Below are 18,503 nucleotides of genomic sequence, written 5' to 3' on the forward strand. Positions count from 1 at the left end.
ATGAGTTCTGCCCCTGTGACCTCGGACGACCGTCGGTTCGTGCTGACGCTCGGCTGCCCCGACCGGCCCGGCATCATCGCCAGGATCTCCTCGTTCATCGCCGATTTCGGCGGCTCGATCGTGGAGGCCGGGTACCACTCCGACGGTGACATCGGCTGGTTCTTCACCCGGCAGGCCGTGAAGGCCGCGACGGTGCCGTTCGGCATCGATGAATTGCGCGCCCGGTTCGCCGAGGTGGCGGCGGAGTTCGGTCCCGAGACCGACTGGCAGCTGCACGACACCGGCGCCCGCCGCCGGGTGGTGCTGCTGGTGAGCAAGGACGGGCACTGCCTGCACGATCTGCTCGGCCGCGCGGGGGCGGGTGAGCTGCCCGCGACCATCGAGGCGGTCATCGGCAACCACCCCGACCTGGCCGCGATGACCGAGGCGCACGGGGTGAAGTTCCACCACGTGCCGTTTCCGAAGGATCCGGCGCAGCGTGGTCCGGCGTTCGAGCAGGTCCGTGAACTGGTCGACGTGCACGACCCGCACGCGGTGGTGCTGGCCCGGTTCATGCAGGTGCTGCCCGCCTCGCTGTGTGAGCACTGGGCGGGCCGGGCGATCAACATCCACCACAGCTTCCTGCCGTCGTTCGTCGGCGCCCGCCCCTACCACCAGGCCTACGACCGGGGCGTGAAACTGATCGGGGCGACCTGCCACTACGTCACCGCCGAACTGGACGCGGGCCCGATCATCGAGCAGGACGTGATCCGCGTCGACCACGCCGACGACGTGCCCGACATGGTCCGTCAGGGCCGCGACATCGAACGGGTGGTGCTGGCTCGCGGCCTGCGCTGGCACCTCGAGGGCCGGGTGCTGGTGCACGGGCGGCGCACCGTGGTGTTCGAGTAGACCTACAGGTCGTAGAACGGTGCCGGGTAGCGGAATTCGCCGGTGACCGCCGGGTCGTAGGCCGCGAGCGGCCGGACCTGGAAGTAGTCGGCCCAGTCCGCCTGGTCGGGGACGATGCCCCGGCGCGCGCCCGGCACGAAACCGAAGCGCGAGTAGTAGTCGGGATCGCCGACCAGGCCGACCACGGATTCGTCGAGGGCGTCGGCGGCGCCGAGCGCCGCGTGCACCAGGGCCGAGCCGACACCGGACTTCTGGTGGTCGGGATCGACGCCGAGCGGGCCCAGGGCCAGCACCGGGAACGGGCCGATGCCCGCCCGGGTGAGACAGACGTGCCCGACCACGGTGTCGTAGGCCAGCGCGACCAGCGACAACGTAGGCATCCACGATTCGTCGGCGCGTAGGGCCTCGATCAGCGCGGGTTCCGGCGGTTCGGTGACGGTCGGATCGCCGAGGTAGTGCGGGGCGAAAGCGGCGCGCTGGATCGCGGCGATCGCCGCGGCATCCGCAGGGGTCTCGCGACGAATCAACACGGTCCAAGTGTCCCGGATAGGGGTACGCGTGCGCAATGGAGTTCTGTGCCGATGTGTCAGACTCGCTCCCATGACGTCGCTGACCCGGGCCGACGTGGCCGCCATGATCGATCACACCCTGCTCGCTCCCGAGGCGACCCCCGAGCAGGTGAACGACCTGATCGCCGAGGCCCGCAAACTCGGCGTGTACGCGATCTGCGTTTCACCGTCGATGCTTCCGGTGCGCGCGCCGGGGCTTGTGGTCGCCACCGTCGCGGGATTCCCTTCGGGCAAACATCATTCGCTGGTCAAGGGTGCCGAGGCGCGCCTGGCCGTCGACAGCGGCGCGGCCGAGGTGGACATGGTGATCGACGTGGGCGCGGCGGTGGCCGGTGACTACGCGGCGGTGCTCACCGACATCATCACCGTGCGGGAGGCGGTCGAGGACCGGGCGGTGCTGAAGGTCATCATCGAATCGGCCGCGCTCACCGACGAGGCGATCGTCGGCGCCTGCCGGGCCGCCGAGCAGGCCGGGGCCGATTTCGTGAAGACCTCGACCGGTTTTCACCCCGCCGGTGGCGCGAGTGCGCACGCGGTGCGGCTGATGGCCGACACCGTCGGCGGCAGGCTCGGTGTCAAGGCCAGTGGCGGAATTCGGAGCGCGCAGGACGCGGCGGCGATGATCGAGGCGGGCGCCACCCGGCTCGGGCTGTCGAGATCGGCGGCCGTGCTCGACGGCTTTCCCGACTGATCAGCAGCGCAGCTCGGCGTCGCCGCGCCCGGAGCTCTCCAGGACGGTTCGCCCGCCCGAAAGGTGGACGACCACACCGTCATCGGTGACGTCGACCTTCTCGGCGCGCAGCCCCAGCGGGTAGCTCTGCAGGCTCTGGGTGAACGTCTCGACGATGCCCTGCACCAGATCGGTCGGCAGGCCGATGCCGAGCAACTGCGCGGACGTGGTCTCCACCTCGACATTGCCGTCGCGGACCATCGGCCGCACCTGCAGTTGCGCCAGGCCACCGAGCACGTCGAGGGTGAGCGTGTCGGTGCTCGCCGAGGAGCTCACCCCGCTCACCATCGTGCCGAGAGTCTGACGGATGCCGTCGTTGTTCCAGGTCACCTCGGCCTCCGAGCCGCCGACGGTCGCGCCGCCGCGCCCACGATCGGTGAGTTCGATGTCCTCGAACTTCGCGTGCACCACCATGCCGACGGCCGGACCGAACTTGTTGTCCTCGCTGTCGATGCGCACCGACCCGACCTTGCCGTCGAGGTAGGTGATGAGCATCGGTTTCGGGCCGAAGCTCACGTCGATGCTCGAGCCCATCTCCTGCTCGAACTGGCTGCTGATGCAGCGTGAGATCTGGTGGCGGGCATAGGCTTCGGTCGCCGCGATGGTGCCGACCAGTAGCACGGCGACCACGGCCAACGCGATCACCAGCGTGCGCCGACGGACCTTCGGGCGTTGGGGTGTCTGGGTGCTCATGGCACTGAATTCTTCCCGATTTTTCTGTGTCCGCTCTGAGGAGGTCATGAAAGCCGTCACAGCAATCTGTGACCTGGACCACTGCGCGCGGCGTAGCATGGCTGAATGGCTGGCGAGGCAGCGCGCCGGATGGCGGGGACCACCGAACATCGCTGGCGGGTGCTGCGGCGGCTCGCCGGACGGCACGCGGGGTTCTTCACCACCAGGCAGGTGCTGCGCACCGGCTGTGAGCAGCGGGTGCGGGCGGCGCTGGCCGACGGATCGGTGACCAGGTCGGGGGTCGGGATGCTGCGGTTGGCGCAGTGGCGGCCGGGTCCACTCGACGAATACGCGATGTGGGCGGCCTGGTTCGACGGCGCCGCGGTGGTGTCGTATCAGAGCGCGGCCGAACTGCACGGGCTCGGACGGTTGCGGCCACGGTTCCTGCACCTGTCGGTGTCGGCGGGGCGGCCACCGGTGACACCACGACTGGTGCTCACTCGCCGCAAGCTCGCCGGGGCGGCGACGGAATCGGCGGGCTCGTTCCTGGTGACCACTCCGGCGCGGACGGTGCTCGATCTGGCCGAAACCGAGATCGCGCAGTCGGCGCTCGACGAGGTGGTGGCCGATGCCATCGCCATCCACCGGTGTGCTGTCGACGAAATCCGTTGGGGTGGGGAGCAGTTGGCTCCGCGCGCGGCCGGACGGATGCGGCGGGCGTTGCTCGCGCACTGACTTTCCGGCCGAGTGGGCTCGCGGTGGCATCGCGCGATCCGGCCGGTGCGCGTGTTCGCCGACGTTACTGGTCTGCGGGCCACCCGTTCGGGGCGACGACATCCCACGGCACCGACAGCACGCAATCACGCATCCGTCGGTTGTAGGCGCGCACCGGGAACCCGTTGGCACGCAACAACTCCGCCGTACCCCGCCAGCGGATACGCGGGCCGAAGGGTGCCAGTGCGGCGTTGCGCTCCCAGGCCTGATCGGCGGCGGCGAGCAGGGCGTGCACCTTCTCGCCGCGAATATTGCGGTGGATCAACACCTTCGGCAGCCGCTCGGCGACATCGGACGGGCGCTCGACGGTGAACGGGTCCCACGCGAGGGTGAGCGAGAGCGGGCGGTGCCGGTCGAGCAGCACCCAGGCACTGCGGCGGCCCAGTTCGTCGCAGGTGCCGTCGACGAGCAGACCCTCGGGCGCCAGATTCGACTGGATCCGCGCCCACGCGCCCGGGACCGCGTCCTCCGGGTACTGGCGCAGCACATTGAAGGCGCGGACCAGAACCGGGCGCAGACCGGCCAGTTCGAAACCGCCGCGGGCGAAACGCACGCCCTCGCGGGGTGGCAGCACGCGGGCCGGGTCGATCTCGAGGCCGACCACGCGCAGGTCCTGGCGCACGGTGCGCAGCCGCGCGGCCAGTTCGATCGTGGTCCAGCCCGCCGCGCCGTAACCGAGGTCGACCACGAGCGGGTCGGCGGCCTCGCCCAGGCGGGTGCGCACCAGGTCGTCGTTGACCAGCCAACGATCGCAGCGGCGCAACCGGTTGACGCCGGTGGTGCCGCGCGTGATGGTGCCGACCGGCACCGTCCTCCTCGTGCCGGTCATCGGACGAGGATCAGACCGGGTTCTTGGCGGCCGTCTCCAGCCAGCGCAGCGTTTCCTCCTGCTCGGCGCGGAACAGGTCGACCAGGTTCACCAGCATCAGTTGTTCCAAACGCGGGCCGACCATGGGGATGAACACCTTGGCGACGGGGGAGAAGCGCATGGTGGCGCCGGTCTCGGTGGGGAACAGGCGGATGGTGCCGTTGAGACTGCCGGGACCGGCCGGGATCGAAGCGGAGAACTTGCCCTCGGTCTCGTCGTGGTCGAACGGACCCCAGCTCTCCTTGCGAGTGATGACCATGTCCTTGCGCATCACCGTCTGCGCGATCTCCGGGAGCATCTCCCTGGGCAGCGTGTGCGCGAGCACCACGTCGATGCCGTCGTCGCTCACCTCGTGGCTGATCACCTCGTTGTGCGGCGCGTACTTGCGCATCTCCGCCACGCGCGCTTCCCAGTAGTCCCTGCTCCGCAGGGCCGCGTACAGCTCTTCAGTGGTGTGCAGCGGGTAACGGGCGGAGTAGTCCAGTCGACGTGCCATGTCCTGACACGTTACCGGGGCACTCCCGAGGAGCGCCCCGGACCGGTGTCACTTGGTGGCGAGCCACTGTTCGGTGAAGGTGGCCTCGTTGCTCAGCAGTTCGGTGAGGCGTTCGGCGATGGCGGCTTCGATCTTGCCGCCGAAGAGGGGGATCTTCACCTCGATGGTGCCGGTGACGGTGCCTTCGCAACCGGTGCCCGTCGAGGTCAACGTGACGGTGCCTCGGACGGTGGCGGGGGCGCCGTCGACGTGGGCCTCGAAGCTGCCCGTGGTTCCGGTGTACTGCTCGGTACGCGGGATCACCAGGTCGCCGGGGCGCACGGCGGTGATGGCGGGCGGGAGCTGGTCGGCGGGGATGGACTGCACCAGCTGGACGCGGACCTGATCGCCGTCGACGGTCAGCGAGTCGAGGCGGGCACCGGGGCCGCCGACCTCGGCGATGCGGGCCTTCCAGTACTGCTCATCGGAGTACGCGGCGCGCACCGCGTCGATGGAATGCGTATAACCGGCCGTGAACGCCAGAGGTGTAGCCATGTGCGACACGGTACCGTCTTCTGACGTGCGAACAACACGGGTGGTGTCCCCCGAACAGCTGCGTGACCTGCTGGCCGAGACCGGTGCGCTGGTGCGCCCCGCGGTGCCGCTCGCGGAACTGACGACATTGCGCGTGGGCGGGCCCGCCCTGGTCGCCGAATGCGACAGCACCGAGGCGCTCGTCGCGACCGTGCGGGCATTGGACGCCGCCGGGATCGCGCTGCTGCTGGTGGCGGGTGGGTCGAACCTGCTCATCGACGACGCCGGGTTCGACGGTGTGGTGGTGCGGGTGCGCAACACCGGCGTCGAGTTCGGCACCGACTCGGTGCTCGCGGAGGCGGGCGCGAACTGGGACGAACTCGTCGCGGCCTCGGTGGGGGCGGGTTTCGGCGGGCTCGAATGCCTGTCGGGGATCCCCGGTTCGGTCGGCGCCACGCCGGTGCAGAACGTCGGCGCCTACGGCGTCGAGGTGGAGTCGTTGCTGCGCCGGGTGCGGCTGCTCGACCGGGCGAGCGGTGCGGTGCGCTGGGCGGACCCGGCCGAACTCGGTTTCGGCTATCGCACCAGCGTGCTCAAGCACAGCGACGTCGCCGTGGTGCTCGCCGTGGAGTTCGCCCTCGATCCCAGCGGTATGAGCGCGCCGTTGCGCTATGGCGAGCTGGCCCGGGTGCTCGGCGCGGGCGAAGGCGAGTCCCGGCCCGCGGCGCGGGTGCGGGACGAGGTCCTGCGGTTGCGCGCGGGCAAAGGCATGGTCCTCGACCCCGCCGACCACGACACCTGGAGCGCGGGCTCGTTCTTCACCAACCCCGTGGTCGGCGACGACCGGCTCGACCAGGTCCTCGCGGCCATCACCGCCCACCTGGGCGAGGTGACCGTGCCGACCTACCCGGCGCCGTCGGGCACCAAGTTCTCCGCGGGCTGGCTCATCGAACGTGCCGGTTTCGCCAAGGGTTTCCCCGGTGAGCAGGCGTCGGCGCGCCTGTCGACCAAACACACCCTCGCGCTGACCAACCGGGGCTCGGCCGGCGCCGCCGACATCGTCGCCCTGGCCCGCACGGTCCGCGACGGAGTGCGTGACCGCTTCGGCATCGTGCTCGAACCGGAACCGGTGACCGTCGGGATCAGTCTGTGACCTGAGCCGGGTCCTTCTTGGCCTGCTCGGTGCTCAGGGCGGCGGCCTGGCTGGCATCGAGGCCCTGCTGCTTGGCCAGCAGGTCGCGGATCTCGATGAGCAGTTCGGTCTCGGTCGGCTCGGCTTCCTTGGTGGTGCCGAACTTGTTCTTCAGCGTCTTCATCGGCAGCATCAGCACGAAGTAGAGCACCGCCGCGACCATCACGAAGTCGATGAGTCCGGTGATGATCGGGCCGACCGCGATGAACGTGGCGGGCTTGTCGGCGACCAGCTGCACGCCGAGGCCGAGCTCATTGGTCGAGCCGAACACCGCGAGCAGCGGGTTGACGACACCCTTGGTGACCGAGGTGACCACCGCGGTGAACGCGGTGCCCATCACCACGGCGACCGCGAGATCGATGACGTTCCCGCGCATCAGGAAGTTCTTGAAACCGTCGAAGACCGACTTGACTTTGCCCATTACAGGGATGCTAATGGCGAGTCATACGCCCAGCGAATTGTCGGAAACAATCGTGGTCAGGCTCACGACCTGCGGTTTCAGTTCGCCGGGCGCCGGGAGAACCGGCCGGGTCCCTCCTGATCGCGCGGCTTCACCACGATCGTGTCGAGGTTGACGTGCGGCGGCCTGCTCGCGGCGAAGGCGACGATCTGCGCGATGTCCTCGGCGTAGAGCGGGTCGATGCCCTCGTACACCTTGGCCGCGCGCTCGGCGTCACCGTCGAAGCGGACCAGCGAGAACTCGGTCTCCACCGCGCCCGGCGCGATCTCGGTGAGCCGCACCGGCTGACCGAGCAGTTCCCCGCGCAGCGTCCGGTGCAGGACACCCTGCGCGTGCTTGGCGGAGGTGTAACCGGCGCCGTTGTCGTAGGTGTGCAGGGCGGCGACCGAGGTGACGGTGACGATCAGGCCGTCGCCGGAGGCGATGAGCTTGGGCAGCAGCGCCTTGGTGACGCGCAGGGTGCCGACGACGTTCGTCTCCCACATCCAGCGCCAGTCGTCGAGGTCGGCCTCGAGCACCGGTGCGAGGCCCTTGGCGCCGCCCGCGTTGTTGACCAGCACGTCGACTCGCTCCACCGCGTCGGTGAACGCGCGCACCGAGTCCTCGGAGGTGACGTCGAGTTCCAGTGCGGTGCCGCCGATGTCCTCGGCGAGCCGCTGCACGCGGTCGAACCGGCGAGCCCCCACGTAGACGTGATAGCCCTGCTTGGCCAGCTCTCGGGCGGTGGCTTCCCCGATGCCCGAGCTGGCTCCGGTGACGACGGCGGTGCGAGTACTCATGGCCACCGATCCTATTCGTCGCCGTTTCGCCGTCGCCACGGCTCCGATCAGGGTGAGTGATACCGGCGTTAGCCTGTCGGCATGGCTATTCGTGATGCTGTCAGCGCCGATGGAACGAGGATCGTCTACCGGGTGACCGGTCCGGAGACGGGCAGGCCGCTGGTGCTGCTGCACGGCTGGGCGGGCAACCTGCGCTGCTGGGGCGCCGCCGCCGACGACCTCGCCCAGCGCTACCGGGTGATCGCGGTGGACCTGCGCGGCCACGGCTACTCCGACGATCCCGGCGTGTACGACGACCCGAAGGCCTGGGCCGCCGACGTGGCGGCCGTGCTGGCCGCCGAGGGCATCGACGCCGGTGCCGTGCTGCTCGGTTGGTCCTACGGCGGCATCGTGGCCACCGACTATCTCGCCACCTACGGCACCGGCGCGGTCGCCGCCGCGATCTACACCGGCTCGCTCGCCCACATCGGCCCCGGCGTGCCTGGCGCGGCGACCGGACCCGCGATGGACAAGGCGATTCCCGGCGTCTTCGAGGAGTCGGCCGGTCGGGCGGTGCGCGCGTTCGCGGTGTTCGGCAACGCGAACACCGGGCCGGGAGAGGACAAGGGTGTCGACGCGCAGCGGTTGTTCGGCGGCAGCCTCGCCACCGCGCCCTCGGTGCGCAAGGCACTGTTCTACCGCACCATCGACAACACCGAAACCCTTCGTGGCCTGGACATTCCGGTGTTGGTGCTGCACGGGACCGCCGATCCGGTCGTGCCCGCCGACAACGGGCGCTACATCGTCGACAACGTGCCCGGCGCGCGCGGATCGTTCTGGGAGGGTGCCCAGCACGGACTGTTCATCGAGGACCGGGCGCGGTTCGTCGCCGAGCTGAGCGAGTTCGTCGACGCCCTGGACTGAATTCCCCGAAGCCGTCATGGGGGATTGCCCGGCTGTGCCCGAAACCAATCCGACGGGTCTATTTTTAGGCTGTAATAAGATTGCTTCCGGTGCGGCTGGTGTCCGCTGAATACCCCGTGATCCGACTCCTGTTCCCGCAGCTAGAGCGCTGGTCGTCAAGGCGGATTGCACGGGCGTGATAAGCCCGTGATCGAGATCGTTCCGGTAGCGAACTATCCGCACAGATTCACGGAAAATCTTCTGGGGATCGTCACAATGATTTTCCGAAAGCGTGTGTAGCGTTCGGATATGTCGTTGAATCACGAATCAGGAACAGGATTCGGCGATCGGAGTTCGATGATGTCTTGTCGGGCGTTGGGGGTTCGGATCGTCATCGCGGCGCTGGCCGCGATGCTCGCCACGGGAACGGCGGCGGGCCAGGGGATTTCCGAGCCGATCGAGCGGGCGCGGATCGATGATCGACGTGTGGAAGCCGACGCGACCATCGATATCGGCGTGTATTCGCCCGCCATGGACAGCGTCAACCGGGTGCGGGTGCTGCGTGCCGCCGACCCGTCGAAACCGGCGCCCACGTTGTACCTGCTCAACGGTGTCGGCGGCGGGGCCGACGGCAACTGGCTCGATCGCACCGATGTGGTGTCGTTCTTCCGCGACAAACAGGTGAACGTGGTGATCCCGTTCGGCGGCGCGGGCAGTTACTTCGCCGACTGGCGCCGCGACGACCCGGTGCTGGGCAAACAGCGCTGGACCACCTTCCTCACCAAGGAACTGCCGCCGCTCGTCGACGCCGAATTCGGCGGCACCGGTGCCAACGCGATCGCCGGACTGTCGATGGCGGGCACCTCGGTGTTCCAGCTCGCCCTCGCCGAACCCGGCCTCTACCGGGCGATCGGCTCCTACAGCGGGTGCGTGCGCACCAGCGACCTGCGCGGACAGGCGATCGTGCGCACCGTCGTCGGCAGCCGGATGGGGAACGCGGCGAACATGTGGGGTCCGCCGACCGACCCCGCCTGGTCGGCCCACGATCCGTACCTGCACGCCGAATCGCTGCGCGGCACCGAGGTCTACATCTCCTCCGGCACCGGTCTGCCCGGCCCGTACGACAACCCGGCCGTCCAACCCGACCCCATCCAGCTCGCCTATCAGCTGGCCTTCGGCGCCACCCTCGAAGCCGTCACCAACCAGTGCACCCGGCAACTGCGCGACCGGTTCCTGTCGCTCGGCATCCCGGCCACCATCAACCTGCGCCCGACCGGCACCCACTCGTGGGGCTACTGGCAGGAGGATCTGCACACCTCGTGGCCGCAGTTCGAGTCGGCGCTCAACCGTTGAGCACCGGCCGAACGCGACGTCCGAAAATCGCTGGCGGGCGCTGCCTGGATCGGGCAGGCTCGATGTCGATCGGTGCGTGAACTCGCTCACCGCACGGCTGTGATGGCCGTCACCGATCCCGGTAGGGATGTTATCGGCGGCGTCGCGGCGTGCACACTGGAAGGTGTGAGTCAGCGACGCCTTGAACTTCAGCCCCGCCGTATCGCGGTGCTGTCGGTGCATACCTCCCCGCTGGCCCAACCCGGCACCGGCGACGCCGGGGGGATGAACGTCTACGTGTGGCAGACCGCGCTCGAGCTGGCCGCCCGGGGCACCGAGGTGGAGATCTTCACCCGGGCCACCTCCTCGGACCTGCCGCCGGTCGTCGAGGCCGCGCCAGGGGTGCTGGTGCGCCACGTCGTCGCCGGACCGTTCGAAGGGCTCGACAAACACGAACTGCCCACCCAGCTGTGCCCGTTCACCGCCGAGGTGCTGCGGCAGGAGGCCCGCCATCTGCCCGGCCACTACGACCTCGTGCACTCGCACTACTGGCTGTCCGGTCAGGTCGGCTGGCTCGCCCGCGACCGCTGGCGGGTACCGCTGGTGCACACCGCGCACACGCTGGCCGCGGTGAAGAACCTGGCGCTCGCCGAGGGCGACACCCCCGAACCCGAAACCCGGGTGATCGGGGAGAAGCAGGTGATCGCCGAGTCCGACCGGCTGGTCGCCAACACCGCCGACGAGGCCGGTCAGCTGGTCGACCTCTACGGCGCCGCCCGCGACCGCATCGACGTGGTCCCACCGGGCGCCGACCTCGGCCGCTACCGCCCCGGTGACGAACTCGCCGCCCGCGCCGAGCTCGGGTTGCGCGCCGACGAGCAGGTCGTCGCGTTCGTCGGCCGGATCCAGCCGCTCAAGGCCCCCGATGTGCTGGTCCGCGCGGCCGCCGAGCTGCTGGCCCGCGACCCGCGCCGCGCGCTGCGCGTGCTGATCGTCGGTGGACCGTCCGGCACCGGCCTGGCCCGCCCCGACGCCCTGATCGAACTGGCCGCCGACCTCGGCATCGCCGAGCAGGTCACCTTCCTGCCGCCGCAGCCCGCCGACCGCCTCGTGCAGGTGTACCGCGCGGCCGACGTAGTCGCCGTCCCCAGCTACAACGAGTCCTTCGGCCTGGTCGCCATCGAGGCGCAGGCCAGCGGCACCCCCGTGCTCGCCGCCGACGTCGGCGGACTGGGAACCGCTGTGCGACACCGTGAATCGGGCCTGCTGGTGCCGAGTCACCGCACCGACGACTGGGCCGACGCCCTGGCCGCCCTGCTCGACGACCCCGACCGCTTGCGCAGCATGGGCGCCACGGCGGTCGCGCACGCGAGCCGGTTCTCCTGGGCGCACACCGCCGAAGGGCTGCTCGACAGTTACGCCGCCGCGATCGCGGGTATGCGCGCCGAACGCAACCCGATCGCTCTGCGCGCGGGCGAGACGAATCAGGCCAGATCGCGGGCGCTGTGGCGGCGCCGGACAGGAGTACTCAGGTGAGCGCCGTATCGCAGGTGATCGACGAGACACTGCGCGACCGGGAGATCGAATACACCCGCCACGGTGACGACACGTTCATCGTGGTGCTGCCCGGCGAACGCAAGCTCAAGACCACGGTGATGCTCACCGTCGGCAAGCACGGCGTGCGGATCGAGTCCTTCGTCTGCCGCAAACCCGACGAGAACTTCGAAGGCGTCTACAAGTACCTGCTGCGCCGCAACCGTCGCCTCTACGGTGTGGCCTACACCCTCGACAACGTCGGCGACATCTATCTGGTCGGTCGTATGTCGAGCGAATCGGTGACGCCCGACGAACTCGACCGCGTGTTCGGTCAGATCCTCGAGGCCGTCGACACCGACTTCAACATGCTGTTGGAGCTCGGTTTCGCGGAATCCATTCGTAAGGAATGGAAGTGGCGCGTCTCGCGCGGAGAGTCGCTGAAGAACCTGCGCGCCTTCGAACATCTCATCGACGAGGCCGACAAGGTATGAAAAACGCGGGTGCCGTTGTGCGGCACCCGCGTTCGGGTCCTTCTCAGCAGGTGGTCGGCACCGGTTCGTCACGGAAGCGGGACTCCACGTAATTCCACGCGTCGACGAATCCGGCCACCGCCGCCGTCATGTGTTCGGCGATGTCGTAGGTCGCCAGCTTCACCGGTGCGCCCGCACCGCACCAGTGCGACACGGTCTCGGCGACCGGGCCGTACGGGGTGAGGGTGTCGTAGCGGCCCTGCCAGATGTAGGTCGGCGCGGCCGGGGCACCCTCGTAGTGCACGATGCTGTTCTCGCGCAGCACACCACGCGCCACCTGGCTCGACAGCAGTTCCTTCGACGCGGCCATCTGCTCGGCGTTGCGGAAGATGCCGTGGAACAGCAGGAAGCGACGGCAGGCGTCCTTGGTGAACTCACGGAACCACAGGCCGGTCTCGTTGAGCTGATCCGACACCGGCACCCGGTCCGGGTACTCGCGTTCGATACCCATGGCGGCCGCGAAGGCCAGGCCGAAACCGGGGTGCGGTGCGAAACCGAGGGCGTCGGCCATCAGTTCGAGGTCGCTGGGGATGCCACCGGCGACCACCGCGGCCAGCTTCAGCTCGGGGGCGTACTCCGGCTGCAACGCACCGGCCCACGCGGTGGCCATGCCGCCGCCCGAGTACCCGGCCAGCGCCACCGGCGAACCGCCGAGGCCGAGCTCGGTGACCTTCTGCACCGCCCGCACGCTGTCGAGGGTGACCATGCCGCTCATCCGCGCCGCACCGTAGGCGACGGTCGGGCCGAGGTAGTCGGGCACCGACACCGCCCAGCCGCGGCCGATCGGCAGCATCGCGCCGGGCGCGTCCTGCAGCTCACCGTTGAACAGCGACTTCGACGGGTTGCACCGGGTACCGATGGAATTGATCAGCGCCTGGTAGGAAACCAGCGGCGGGCTCTGCACGCCGATCGGCATGAAGACGGTGGTCACGCCCATGATCGCGTCGCCCGCCGAGTTGGTGGAACGGAACGCGACCTGCCAGCCTTCCGTGCCCGGGTAGAGCATCGTGTCGATGCGGCGCGTGCGGACCACGTCACCCGGGGCCGACGCGGCGATGTCGGCCGGTGCGGTGAAGAACGGGTCGGGATCGGGCGTCGGGTACAGCGGGTTGGCACCCGCGGGAGCGGCGAGGAAGCTTACCGAGAGCAGGCTCAACACCAGAACTACTAATTTCGACACAACTTTCCTTCATCATCGGTAACGCAGCCCAACGGAATGACCCGACCCGGGACGAAGTATCCAACGAAAACCGGCGGTGTGGAGCAACCACTAGTCAAAGTGTCCACCGCCACATTTTTGTGAGCGTTCACATCGGCGGATGGGTCGTGGCTGCTCAACCGGGCGCGCACGGACAGACAGGAGTAGGCGATGGTTGTCCTCGCACTCGACATCGGAGCCACGAAATTCGCTGTAGGAGTGGTCGATCCGGACTACACCGTGCACTCGGTGCGGCGCGCGCCGGTGGCCGTGGACGACCCGTGGGCGGTGTGTCGTGAGTTACTGCTCGCTGTGGCGGGCGACAACGCGGTGCGCGCGGTCGGCATCGGGTCGGCCGGGCCGGTCGACGTGCCCGCCGGGGTGACCCGGCCGCTGAACTTCCCCCAGTGGCGCGCCGGGTTCCCCATCGTCGACCGGGTGCGCGCGCTGTTCCCCGGGACGGCCGTGCGGTTCGCGATCGACGGCGCGTGTCTCGTGCTCGCCGAACACCGGGTCGGCGGGTTGCGTGGGCTCGACAACGGACTGGCGTTGACGGTGTCGTCCGGGGTCGGCGGCGGTGTGCTCGCCGACGGACGGGTGCTGCGCGGGCGCACCGGCAACGCGGGTCACCTCGGTCACATCATCGTGCCCGGCGATGAAACACCCTGTGCCTGCGGTGGATTCGGATGCGTGGAGGCGGTGGCGAGCGGAATGTCGAGCGTGCGCTGGGCGCGTGCGCAGGGCTGGGCGGGTGCGACGGGGATCGAACTCGCGCGGTCCGCGCACGACGGCGAACCCGTCGCCGTCGCCGCGCTGGCCCGGGCCGGGACAGCGCTCGGCCGGGCCGTCTGTTCCGCGGCGGCCCTGCTCGACGTGGACCGCGTGGTGGTCGGCGGCGGCTTCGCCGAGTCCGGGGAACCGCTGTGGGGGCCGTTGCGCGACGCTGTCGACCGGCACGCGCGCCTCGAATTCATCCACTCACTGACGGTTTCACCGTCGGCGCTGCCCGAGGGGGCCACCTTGGTCGGCGCGGGCGTGCTCGCCATCGACGAGGTGGCAGAATACCGCCCATGACCTACACCCTCGTGCTGCTGCGCCACGGCGAGAGCGAATGGAATGCCCTCAACTTGTTCACCGGCTGGGTGGATGTGCACCTGACCGACAAGGGCATCGCCGAGGGCAAGCGGGCAGGCGAGCTGCTCGCCGAGCACGACGTGCTGCCCGACATCGTCTACACCTCGCTGCTGCGCCGCGCGATCAGCACCGCCAACAACGCGCTCGACGCCGCCGACCGCCTCTGGATCCCGGTGATCCGCGACTGGCGCCTCAACGAGCGCCACTACGGCGACCTGCAGGGCAAGAACAAGGAGCAGGTCCGCGAACAGTACGGCCAGGACCAGTTCATGCTGTGGCGGCGCAGCTACGACACCCCGCCCCCGCCCATCGCTGACGACAACGAGTACAGCCAGGAAGGCGACCCCCGTTACGCGGGCATCGAGGTCCCCAAGACCGAGTGCCTCAAAGATGTGGTCGCCCGCATGATCCCGTACTGGGAGAACACCATCTCCAAGGAACTGCGCACCGGCAAAACGGTCCTGGTGGCAGCCCACGGCAACTCCCTGCGCGCCCTGGTGAAGCACCTCGACGGCATCTCCGACGAGGACATCTCCGGCCTCAACATCCCCACCGGCATCCCCCTGCGCTACGAACTCGACGAGAACCTGCGCCCGATCAAGCCCGCCGAATACCTGGACCCCGAAGCCGCCGCCGCGGGCGCGGCCGCCGTGGCCAACCAGGGCGGGAAGTAGTCGTTCGACGACGTCGGCCCCGCATCGCGCGTTCGATGCGGGGCCGAGTTGTTTCGTCCGATGTCACACTCCGGGACGCTGTGTCGTCGGTTCGGTAGATACCGCGAGAAGCGCGGTCGCCGAAGGAGAGTGCCATGTCCACCGCCTACGTCATCGTCACCGTCGTCGCCGCGCTCTGGGTGGGGTTCTCGGCGTTCTCGCTGCTTCGTCGGGCGGCTTTCGTCGTCGATCCGCTCATTGATTACGGGGTGCCGGAGAGCTGGTGGACGCCGTTGGGTGTCGCCAAAGGGGCTGGGGCGGTGGGGTTGCTGGTCGGGCTGTGGGCGCCGGTGGTCGGAGTGGCCGCGGCGGTAGGGCTGATTCTCTATTTCACCGGGGCGGTGGTGACGGTGTTGCGGGCCCGCTCGTACAAGACCGTCGCGTTTCCGGTGCTGTACCTGGCTCCGGTCGCGGTGGCGCTCGGATTGGGGCTTGCCGCCTAGGAATTCGCACGGGCGTCGGCGCCCGAGCGGCACCGGCCCCGCCGACGCTGGAGATTTCGACAGGCACCTCCGGGTGCCTCACGGTGCTGCCACATTCGACAGGCGACCGAACCGGCCCGCTTCGCTCCCTATGGTGATTTCGAGGCCGACTGTCCGGCCGGACTCGGCGTCGATCTGTTCGGCAACAGGTGGTTGCCGGTGGTCGTGTACATGCTCAGGGATGGTCCGCAACGTCACAGCGAACTTCTCGCGGGCATCGGCGGCATCAGCCAGAAGATGCTGACGCAGACACTGCGGCGGATGGAACGGATGACGCTCGTACGCAGGCGTCGGTACGCTGAAGCGCCGCCACGCGTCGAATACGAACTCACCGGATCCGGCCGCGATCTGCTCGTCCCGATTCATGCGCTCGGTGCATGGGTCGAGGTGCACGGGGCCGAGGTGAACGCCGCGCCGCACGGCGAAACCGAGCCCTGACACGCCCGGCGGCCCACCGGGTGCCCGCTGGGTGAACGGGGGACGAACACCACCCCAAGGGCCCGTGACCTGCGCGAAACTTCACCCCACCCGGCGCCGGGAAGTCGGTGTGCACTCGTACGATCAATATCGTGAGCGTTCCGCAGGCCGTGCTGTTGGCAGTCCTCGCGGCTGTCGTCGGACTGGCAGTCGGGGGCCTGCTGATCCCCTACGTCAATGCCAGGCAGGCGGCGCGGACCCAGGAGGACACCGGGCTCACCATGTCGCAGGTGCTCGACCTCATCGTCCTCGCCTCCGAGAGCGGCATCGCCGTGGTCGACGAATACCGCGACGTGGTGCTGGTGAACCCACGCGCCGAGGAACTCGGCCTGGTCCGCAACCGGCTGCTCGACGAACGGGCCTGGTCGGCGGTCGAGAAAGTCCTCGCCACCGGCGAATCCGCCGAGTTCGACCTCACCGCGAAGAACCCGTCGCCCGGTCGCGGCCGCATCGCGGTGCGCGGGATCGCCCGCAAACTCTCCCGCGAGGAGACCAGCTTCGTCGTGCTGTTCGCCGACGACGACTCCGAGCAGGCCCGCATGGAGGCGACCAGGCGCGATTTCGTCGCCAACGTCAGCCACGAACTCAAGACGCCGGTCGGCGCGATGAGCCTGCTCGCCGAGGCCATGCTCGAATCCGCCGACGATCCCGACGCGGTGCGCCACTTCGGCTCCCGGGTGCTCGCCGAGTCCCGGCGCCTCGGGAAGATGGTGACCGAGCTGATCGCGCTGTCGCGGTTGCAGGGTGCGGAGAAGTTGCCCGACCTGGCCGTCGTCGACGTCGACACGGTGGTGCAGCAGGCGGTCGACCGCTCGCGCACCGCCGCCGAAGCCGCGGGCATCACCGTGAGCACCGACCGGCCGAGCGGGCTGGAAGTGCTCGGCGACGAAACGCTGCTGGTGACCGCGCTGTCGAACCTGGTGGAGAACGCCATCGCGTACTCGCCGCAGGGTTCGCACGTGTCGGTGAGCCGCTCGTTGCGCGGCGATCACGTCGCGATGGCCGTCACCGACCGCGGCATCGGCATCGCGAAAGAAGACCAGGAACGGGTGTTCGAGCGGTTCTTCCGCTCCGACAAGGCTCGCTCCCGCTCGACCGGCGGTACCGGGCTCGGCCTGGCCATCGTCAAACACGTGGCGGCCAACCACAACGGTGAGATCACCTTGTGGAGCAAACTTGGCACCGGCTCGACGTTCACCCTGCGCATCCCCGCCCATCTGGAAACCGATGGGGACGAGGATGCCGGGCAGACGCCCGAGCCCGCCACGAGAGAAACCATCGTCCAGCGCAATCCCGCTGGACGAACGAACGGTGTGGAGGCACGCAGATGACGAGTGTGTTGATCGTCGAAGACGAGGAGTCGCTGGCCGATCCGCTGGCGTTCCTGCTGCGCAAGGAAGGCTTCGACGTCACCATCGCCGGTGACGGGCCCGCCGCGCTGGCCGAATTCGACCGCTCCGGCGCCGATATCGTCCTGCTCGACCTCATGCTGCCCGGCATGAGCGGCACCGACGTGTGCAAGCAGCTGCGCACCCGCAGCGGCGTGCCTGTCATCATGGTGACCGCGCGCGACAGTGAGATCGACAAGGTCGTCGGGCTCGAACTCGGCGCCGACGACTACGTCACCAAGCCGTACTCCGCGCGCGAGCTCATCGCCCGCATCCGCGCGGTGCTGCGTCGCGGGGCCGGGGACGAGCTCGATTCCGGCAGCGAGAACGGTGTCCTCGAGGCCGGGCCGGTCCGAATGGATGTGGATCGCCACACGGTGCACGTCAACGGCGGACAGGTCACCCTCCCGCTCAAGGAGTTCGACCTGCTCGAGTACCTGCTGCGCAACTCGGGCCGCGTGCTGACCCGTGGTCAGCTGATCGACCGAGTCTGGGGCGCGGACTACGTAGGCGACACCAAGACCCTCGACGTGCACGTCAAGCGTCTGCGCTCGAAGATCGAGGCCGACCCGGCGAAGCCGGAACACCTGGTAACCGTGCGTGGCTTGGGCTACAAGCTCGAGGCCTAACCCCACCCCGAAACCCAGCCCGCCACAACCGCACTCCCAGCCCCACCCGACCGGCCCTCCATGACCGCGCTCGGGTGGTGCTGTTGGGGCAGCGAGTGGAGTACGTTGCGGACCTGAGCGATGCCGCCCGAATAGCATTCCCGGCAGTCCGCCGTGACCACGCTCGAGTGGTGCTGTGGTGCGGGGAGTGGAGTACGTTGCGGACCTGAGTGACGCCCGCCCTGAACAGGATTCCCACCAGTCCGCCATGACAGCATT

At 69.0% G+C, this 18,503-nt stretch carries 22 protein-coding genes; 14 read left to right on the forward strand and 8 right to left on the reverse strand.

From position 1 onward, the window contains the following. Entirely contained in the window at window positions 1–891 is an 891-nt protein-coding gene (gene purU / locus NC7_RS04805) for a formyltetrahydrofolate deformylase (RefSeq protein WP_067979388.1), read from the forward strand. Between the two features lie 2 nt (window positions 892–893). Here the strand turns inward: purU and NC7_RS04810 are convergent, their stop codons facing one another. Beyond that, entirely contained in the window at window positions 894–1,421 is a 528-nt protein-coding gene (locus tag NC7_RS04810) for a GNAT family N-acetyltransferase (RefSeq protein ID WP_067979391.1), read from the reverse strand. A gap of 70 nt (window positions 1,422–1,491) precedes the next feature. On the opposite strand from NC7_RS04810, the gene deoC reads away from it, so the two are divergent. Then, window positions 1,492–2,151, forward strand: a complete 660-nt coding sequence (deoC, locus tag NC7_RS04815; RefSeq protein WP_067979392.1) for a deoxyribose-phosphate aldolase — start codon at window positions 1,492–1,494, stop codon at window positions 2,149–2,151. Here the strand turns inward: deoC and NC7_RS04820 are convergent, their stop codons facing one another. Next, a complete protein-coding gene (locus NC7_RS04820; protein WP_067979395.1) occupies window positions 2,152–2,883 on the reverse strand; it encodes an LmeA family phospholipid-binding protein in 732 nt (243 codons plus the stop codon). Window positions 2,884–2,988: 105 nt separating this feature from the next. Between NC7_RS04820 and NC7_RS04825 the strand changes: the two genes are divergently transcribed. Continuing rightward, on the forward strand, window positions 2,989–3,597 hold the full coding sequence (locus NC7_RS04825) for a type IV toxin-antitoxin system AbiEi family antitoxin (RefSeq protein WP_067979399.1): 609 nt from the start codon (window positions 2,989–2,991) through the stop codon (window positions 3,595–3,597). 64 nt (window positions 3,598–3,661) lie between these two features. Here the strand turns inward: NC7_RS04825 and NC7_RS04830 are convergent, their stop codons facing one another. The 3 genes from NC7_RS04830 to NC7_RS04840 are packed head-to-tail and all read right to left on the reverse strand — an operon-like array spanning window position 3,662 to window position 5,534. Then, a complete protein-coding gene (locus tag NC7_RS04830; protein WP_067979402.1) occupies window positions 3,662–4,465 on the reverse strand; it encodes a methylase in 804 nt (267 codons plus the stop codon). Window positions 4,466–4,475: 10 nt separating this feature from the next. Then, on the reverse strand, window positions 4,476–5,000 hold the full coding sequence (locus NC7_RS04835) for a DUF2505 domain-containing protein (protein ID WP_067979404.1): 525 nt from the start codon (window positions 4,998–5,000) through the stop codon (window positions 4,476–4,478). Window positions 5,001–5,048: 48 nt separating this feature from the next. Next, on the reverse strand, window positions 5,049–5,534 hold the full coding sequence (locus NC7_RS04840; RefSeq protein ID WP_067979407.1) for a DUF2505 domain-containing protein: 486 nt from the start codon (window positions 5,532–5,534) through the stop codon (window positions 5,049–5,051). Here NC7_RS04840 and NC7_RS04845 point away from each other — a divergent pair. Continuing rightward, a complete protein-coding gene (locus NC7_RS04845) occupies window positions 5,533–6,666 on the forward strand; it encodes a UDP-N-acetylmuramate dehydrogenase (RefSeq protein ID WP_157101844.1) in 1,134 nt (377 codons plus the stop codon). The two genes, NC7_RS04840 and NC7_RS04845, sit on opposite strands and share 2 nt — an antisense overlap. Here NC7_RS04845 and mscL read toward each other — a convergent pair. Together mscL and NC7_RS04855 are read right to left on the reverse strand one after the other, a co-directional pair. Continuing rightward, window positions 6,656–7,126 carry a large conductance mechanosensitive channel protein MscL gene (gene mscL / locus NC7_RS04850; protein WP_067979412.1) on the reverse strand — a complete coding sequence of 157 codons (471 nt, stop codon included), beginning with the start codon at window positions 7,124–7,126 and terminating at the stop codon, window positions 6,656–6,658. The genes NC7_RS04845 and mscL overlap by 11 nt on opposite strands. A 77-nt stretch (window positions 7,127–7,203) precedes the next feature. Continuing rightward, window positions 7,204–7,944: an SDR family oxidoreductase gene (locus NC7_RS04855; RefSeq protein WP_067979414.1), complete on the reverse strand. Its 741-nt coding sequence runs from the start codon at window positions 7,942–7,944 to the stop codon at window positions 7,204–7,206. 81 nt (window positions 7,945–8,025) lie between these two features. Between NC7_RS04855 and NC7_RS04860 the strand changes: the two genes are divergently transcribed. The 4 genes from NC7_RS04860 (at window position 8,026) to NC7_RS04875 (ending at window position 12,185) form a co-directional block, all read left to right on the forward strand. Then, complete coding sequence (locus NC7_RS04860; protein WP_084457964.1) at window positions 8,026–8,847, forward strand: alpha/beta fold hydrolase; 822 nt, start codon at window positions 8,026–8,028, stop codon at window positions 8,845–8,847. A 339-nt stretch (window positions 8,848–9,186) separates the two neighbouring features. Next, window positions 9,187–10,179, forward strand: a complete 993-nt coding sequence (locus NC7_RS04865) for an alpha/beta hydrolase (protein WP_067979445.1) — start codon at window positions 9,187–9,189, stop codon at window positions 10,177–10,179. Between the two features lie 156 nt (window positions 10,180–10,335). After that, complete coding sequence (gene mshA / locus NC7_RS04870; protein ID WP_084457971.1) at window positions 10,336–11,694, forward strand: D-inositol-3-phosphate glycosyltransferase; 1,359 nt, start codon at window positions 10,336–10,338, stop codon at window positions 11,692–11,694. Further along, on the forward strand, window positions 11,691–12,185 hold the full coding sequence (locus tag NC7_RS04875; RefSeq protein ID WP_067979420.1) for a type III secretion system chaperone family protein: 495 nt from the start codon (window positions 11,691–11,693) through the stop codon (window positions 12,183–12,185). The genes mshA and NC7_RS04875 overlap by 4 nt, the downstream gene beginning before the upstream one ends. Window positions 12,186–12,228: 43 nt before the next feature. On the opposite strand, the gene NC7_RS04880 is transcribed toward NC7_RS04875, so the two are convergent. Further along, window positions 12,229–13,404, reverse strand: a complete 1,176-nt coding sequence (locus NC7_RS04880) for a lipase family protein (RefSeq protein WP_236573119.1) — start codon at window positions 13,402–13,404, stop codon at window positions 12,229–12,231. Window positions 13,405–13,593: 189 nt separating this feature from the next. On the opposite strand from NC7_RS04880, the gene NC7_RS04885 reads away from it, so the two are divergent. From NC7_RS04885 to NC7_RS04910, 6 genes are all read left to right on the forward strand, one after another. Further along, window positions 13,594–14,496, forward strand: coding sequence for an ROK family protein (locus NC7_RS04885; protein WP_067979425.1), 903 nt, complete (start codon window positions 13,594–13,596; stop codon window positions 14,494–14,496). Further along, window positions 14,493–15,230 (forward strand): phosphoglyceromutase, encoded by a 738-nt coding sequence (locus tag NC7_RS04890; protein ID WP_067979428.1) that lies wholly within the window; start codon window positions 14,493–14,495, stop codon window positions 15,228–15,230. The genes NC7_RS04885 and NC7_RS04890 overlap by 4 nt, the downstream gene beginning before the upstream one ends. Before the next feature lie 134 nt (window positions 15,231–15,364). Then, window positions 15,365–15,712 (forward strand): DoxX family protein, encoded by a 348-nt coding sequence (locus tag NC7_RS04895; protein WP_067979430.1) that lies wholly within the window; start codon window positions 15,365–15,367, stop codon window positions 15,710–15,712. 174 nt (window positions 15,713–15,886) lie between these two features. Next, on the forward strand, window positions 15,887–16,189 hold the full coding sequence (locus NC7_RS04900) for a winged helix-turn-helix transcriptional regulator (protein ID WP_255285038.1): 303 nt from the start codon (window positions 15,887–15,889) through the stop codon (window positions 16,187–16,189). A gap of 131 nt (window positions 16,190–16,320) precedes the next feature. Beyond that, window positions 16,321–17,559 carry a sensor histidine kinase gene (locus NC7_RS04905; RefSeq protein WP_067979434.1) on the forward strand — a complete coding sequence of 413 codons (1,239 nt, stop codon included), beginning with the start codon at window positions 16,321–16,323 and terminating at the stop codon, window positions 17,557–17,559. Further along, on the forward strand, window positions 17,556–18,245 hold the full coding sequence (locus tag NC7_RS04910) for a response regulator (RefSeq protein ID WP_067979437.1): 690 nt from the start codon (window positions 17,556–17,558) through the stop codon (window positions 18,243–18,245). The genes NC7_RS04905 and NC7_RS04910 overlap by 4 nt, the downstream gene beginning before the upstream one ends. Window positions 18,246–18,503: the final 258 nt, after the last annotated feature.

The sequence above is a fragment of the Nocardia caishijiensis NBRC 108228 genome (genome assembly GCF_001612825.1).
Taxonomy (GTDB): Bacteria; Actinomycetota; Actinomycetes; order Mycobacteriales; family Mycobacteriaceae; genus Nocardia; species Nocardia caishijiensis.

Coding starts and splice junctions, on each gene's coding strand:
- NC7_RS04865 (WP_067979445.1), top strand. CDS start 9,187: ATGTCTTGTCGGGCGTTGGGGGTTCGGATCGTCATCGCGGCGCTGGCC.
- mscL (WP_067979412.1), bottom strand. CDS start 7,126: ATGGGCAAAGTCAAGTCGGTCTTCGACGGTTTCAAGAACTTCCTGATG.
- NC7_RS04860 (WP_084457964.1), top strand. CDS start 8,026: ATGGCTATTCGTGATGCTGTCAGCGCCGATGGAACGAGGATCGTCTAC.
- deoC (WP_067979392.1), top strand. CDS start 1,492: ATGACGTCGCTGACCCGGGCCGACGTGGCCGCCATGATCGATCACACC.
- NC7_RS04910 (WP_067979437.1), top strand. CDS start 17,556: ATGACGAGTGTGTTGATCGTCGAAGACGAGGAGTCGCTGGCCGATCCG.
- NC7_RS04855 (WP_067979414.1), bottom strand. CDS start 7,944: ATGAGTACTCGCACCGCCGTCGTCACCGGAGCCAGCTCGGGCATCGGG.
- NC7_RS04845 (WP_157101844.1), top strand. CDS start 5,533: ATGTGCGACACGGTACCGTCTTCTGACGTGCGAACAACACGGGTGGTG.
- NC7_RS04885 (WP_067979425.1), top strand. CDS start 13,594: ATGGTTGTCCTCGCACTCGACATCGGAGCCACGAAATTCGCTGTAGGA.
- NC7_RS04835 (WP_067979404.1), bottom strand. CDS start 5,000: ATGGCACGTCGACTGGACTACTCCGCCCGTTACCCGCTGCACACCACT.
- NC7_RS04825 (WP_067979399.1), top strand. CDS start 2,989: ATGGCTGGCGAGGCAGCGCGCCGGATGGCGGGGACCACCGAACATCGC.
- NC7_RS04820 (WP_067979395.1), bottom strand. CDS start 2,883: ATGAGCACCCAGACACCCCAACGCCCGAAGGTCCGTCGGCGCACGCTG.
- NC7_RS04890 (WP_067979428.1), top strand. CDS start 14,493: ATGACCTACACCCTCGTGCTGCTGCGCCACGGCGAGAGCGAATGGAAT.
- NC7_RS04830 (WP_067979402.1), bottom strand. CDS start 4,465: ATGACCGGCACGAGGAGGACGGTGCCGGTCGGCACCATCACGCGCGGC.
- purU (WP_067979388.1), top strand. CDS start 1: ATGAGTTCTGCCCCTGTGACCTCGGACGACCGTCGGTTCGTGCTGACG.
- NC7_RS04895 (WP_067979430.1), top strand. CDS start 15,365: ATGTCCACCGCCTACGTCATCGTCACCGTCGTCGCCGCGCTCTGGGTG.
- NC7_RS04840 (WP_067979407.1), bottom strand. CDS start 5,534: ATGGCTACACCTCTGGCGTTCACGGCCGGTTATACGCATTCCATCGAC.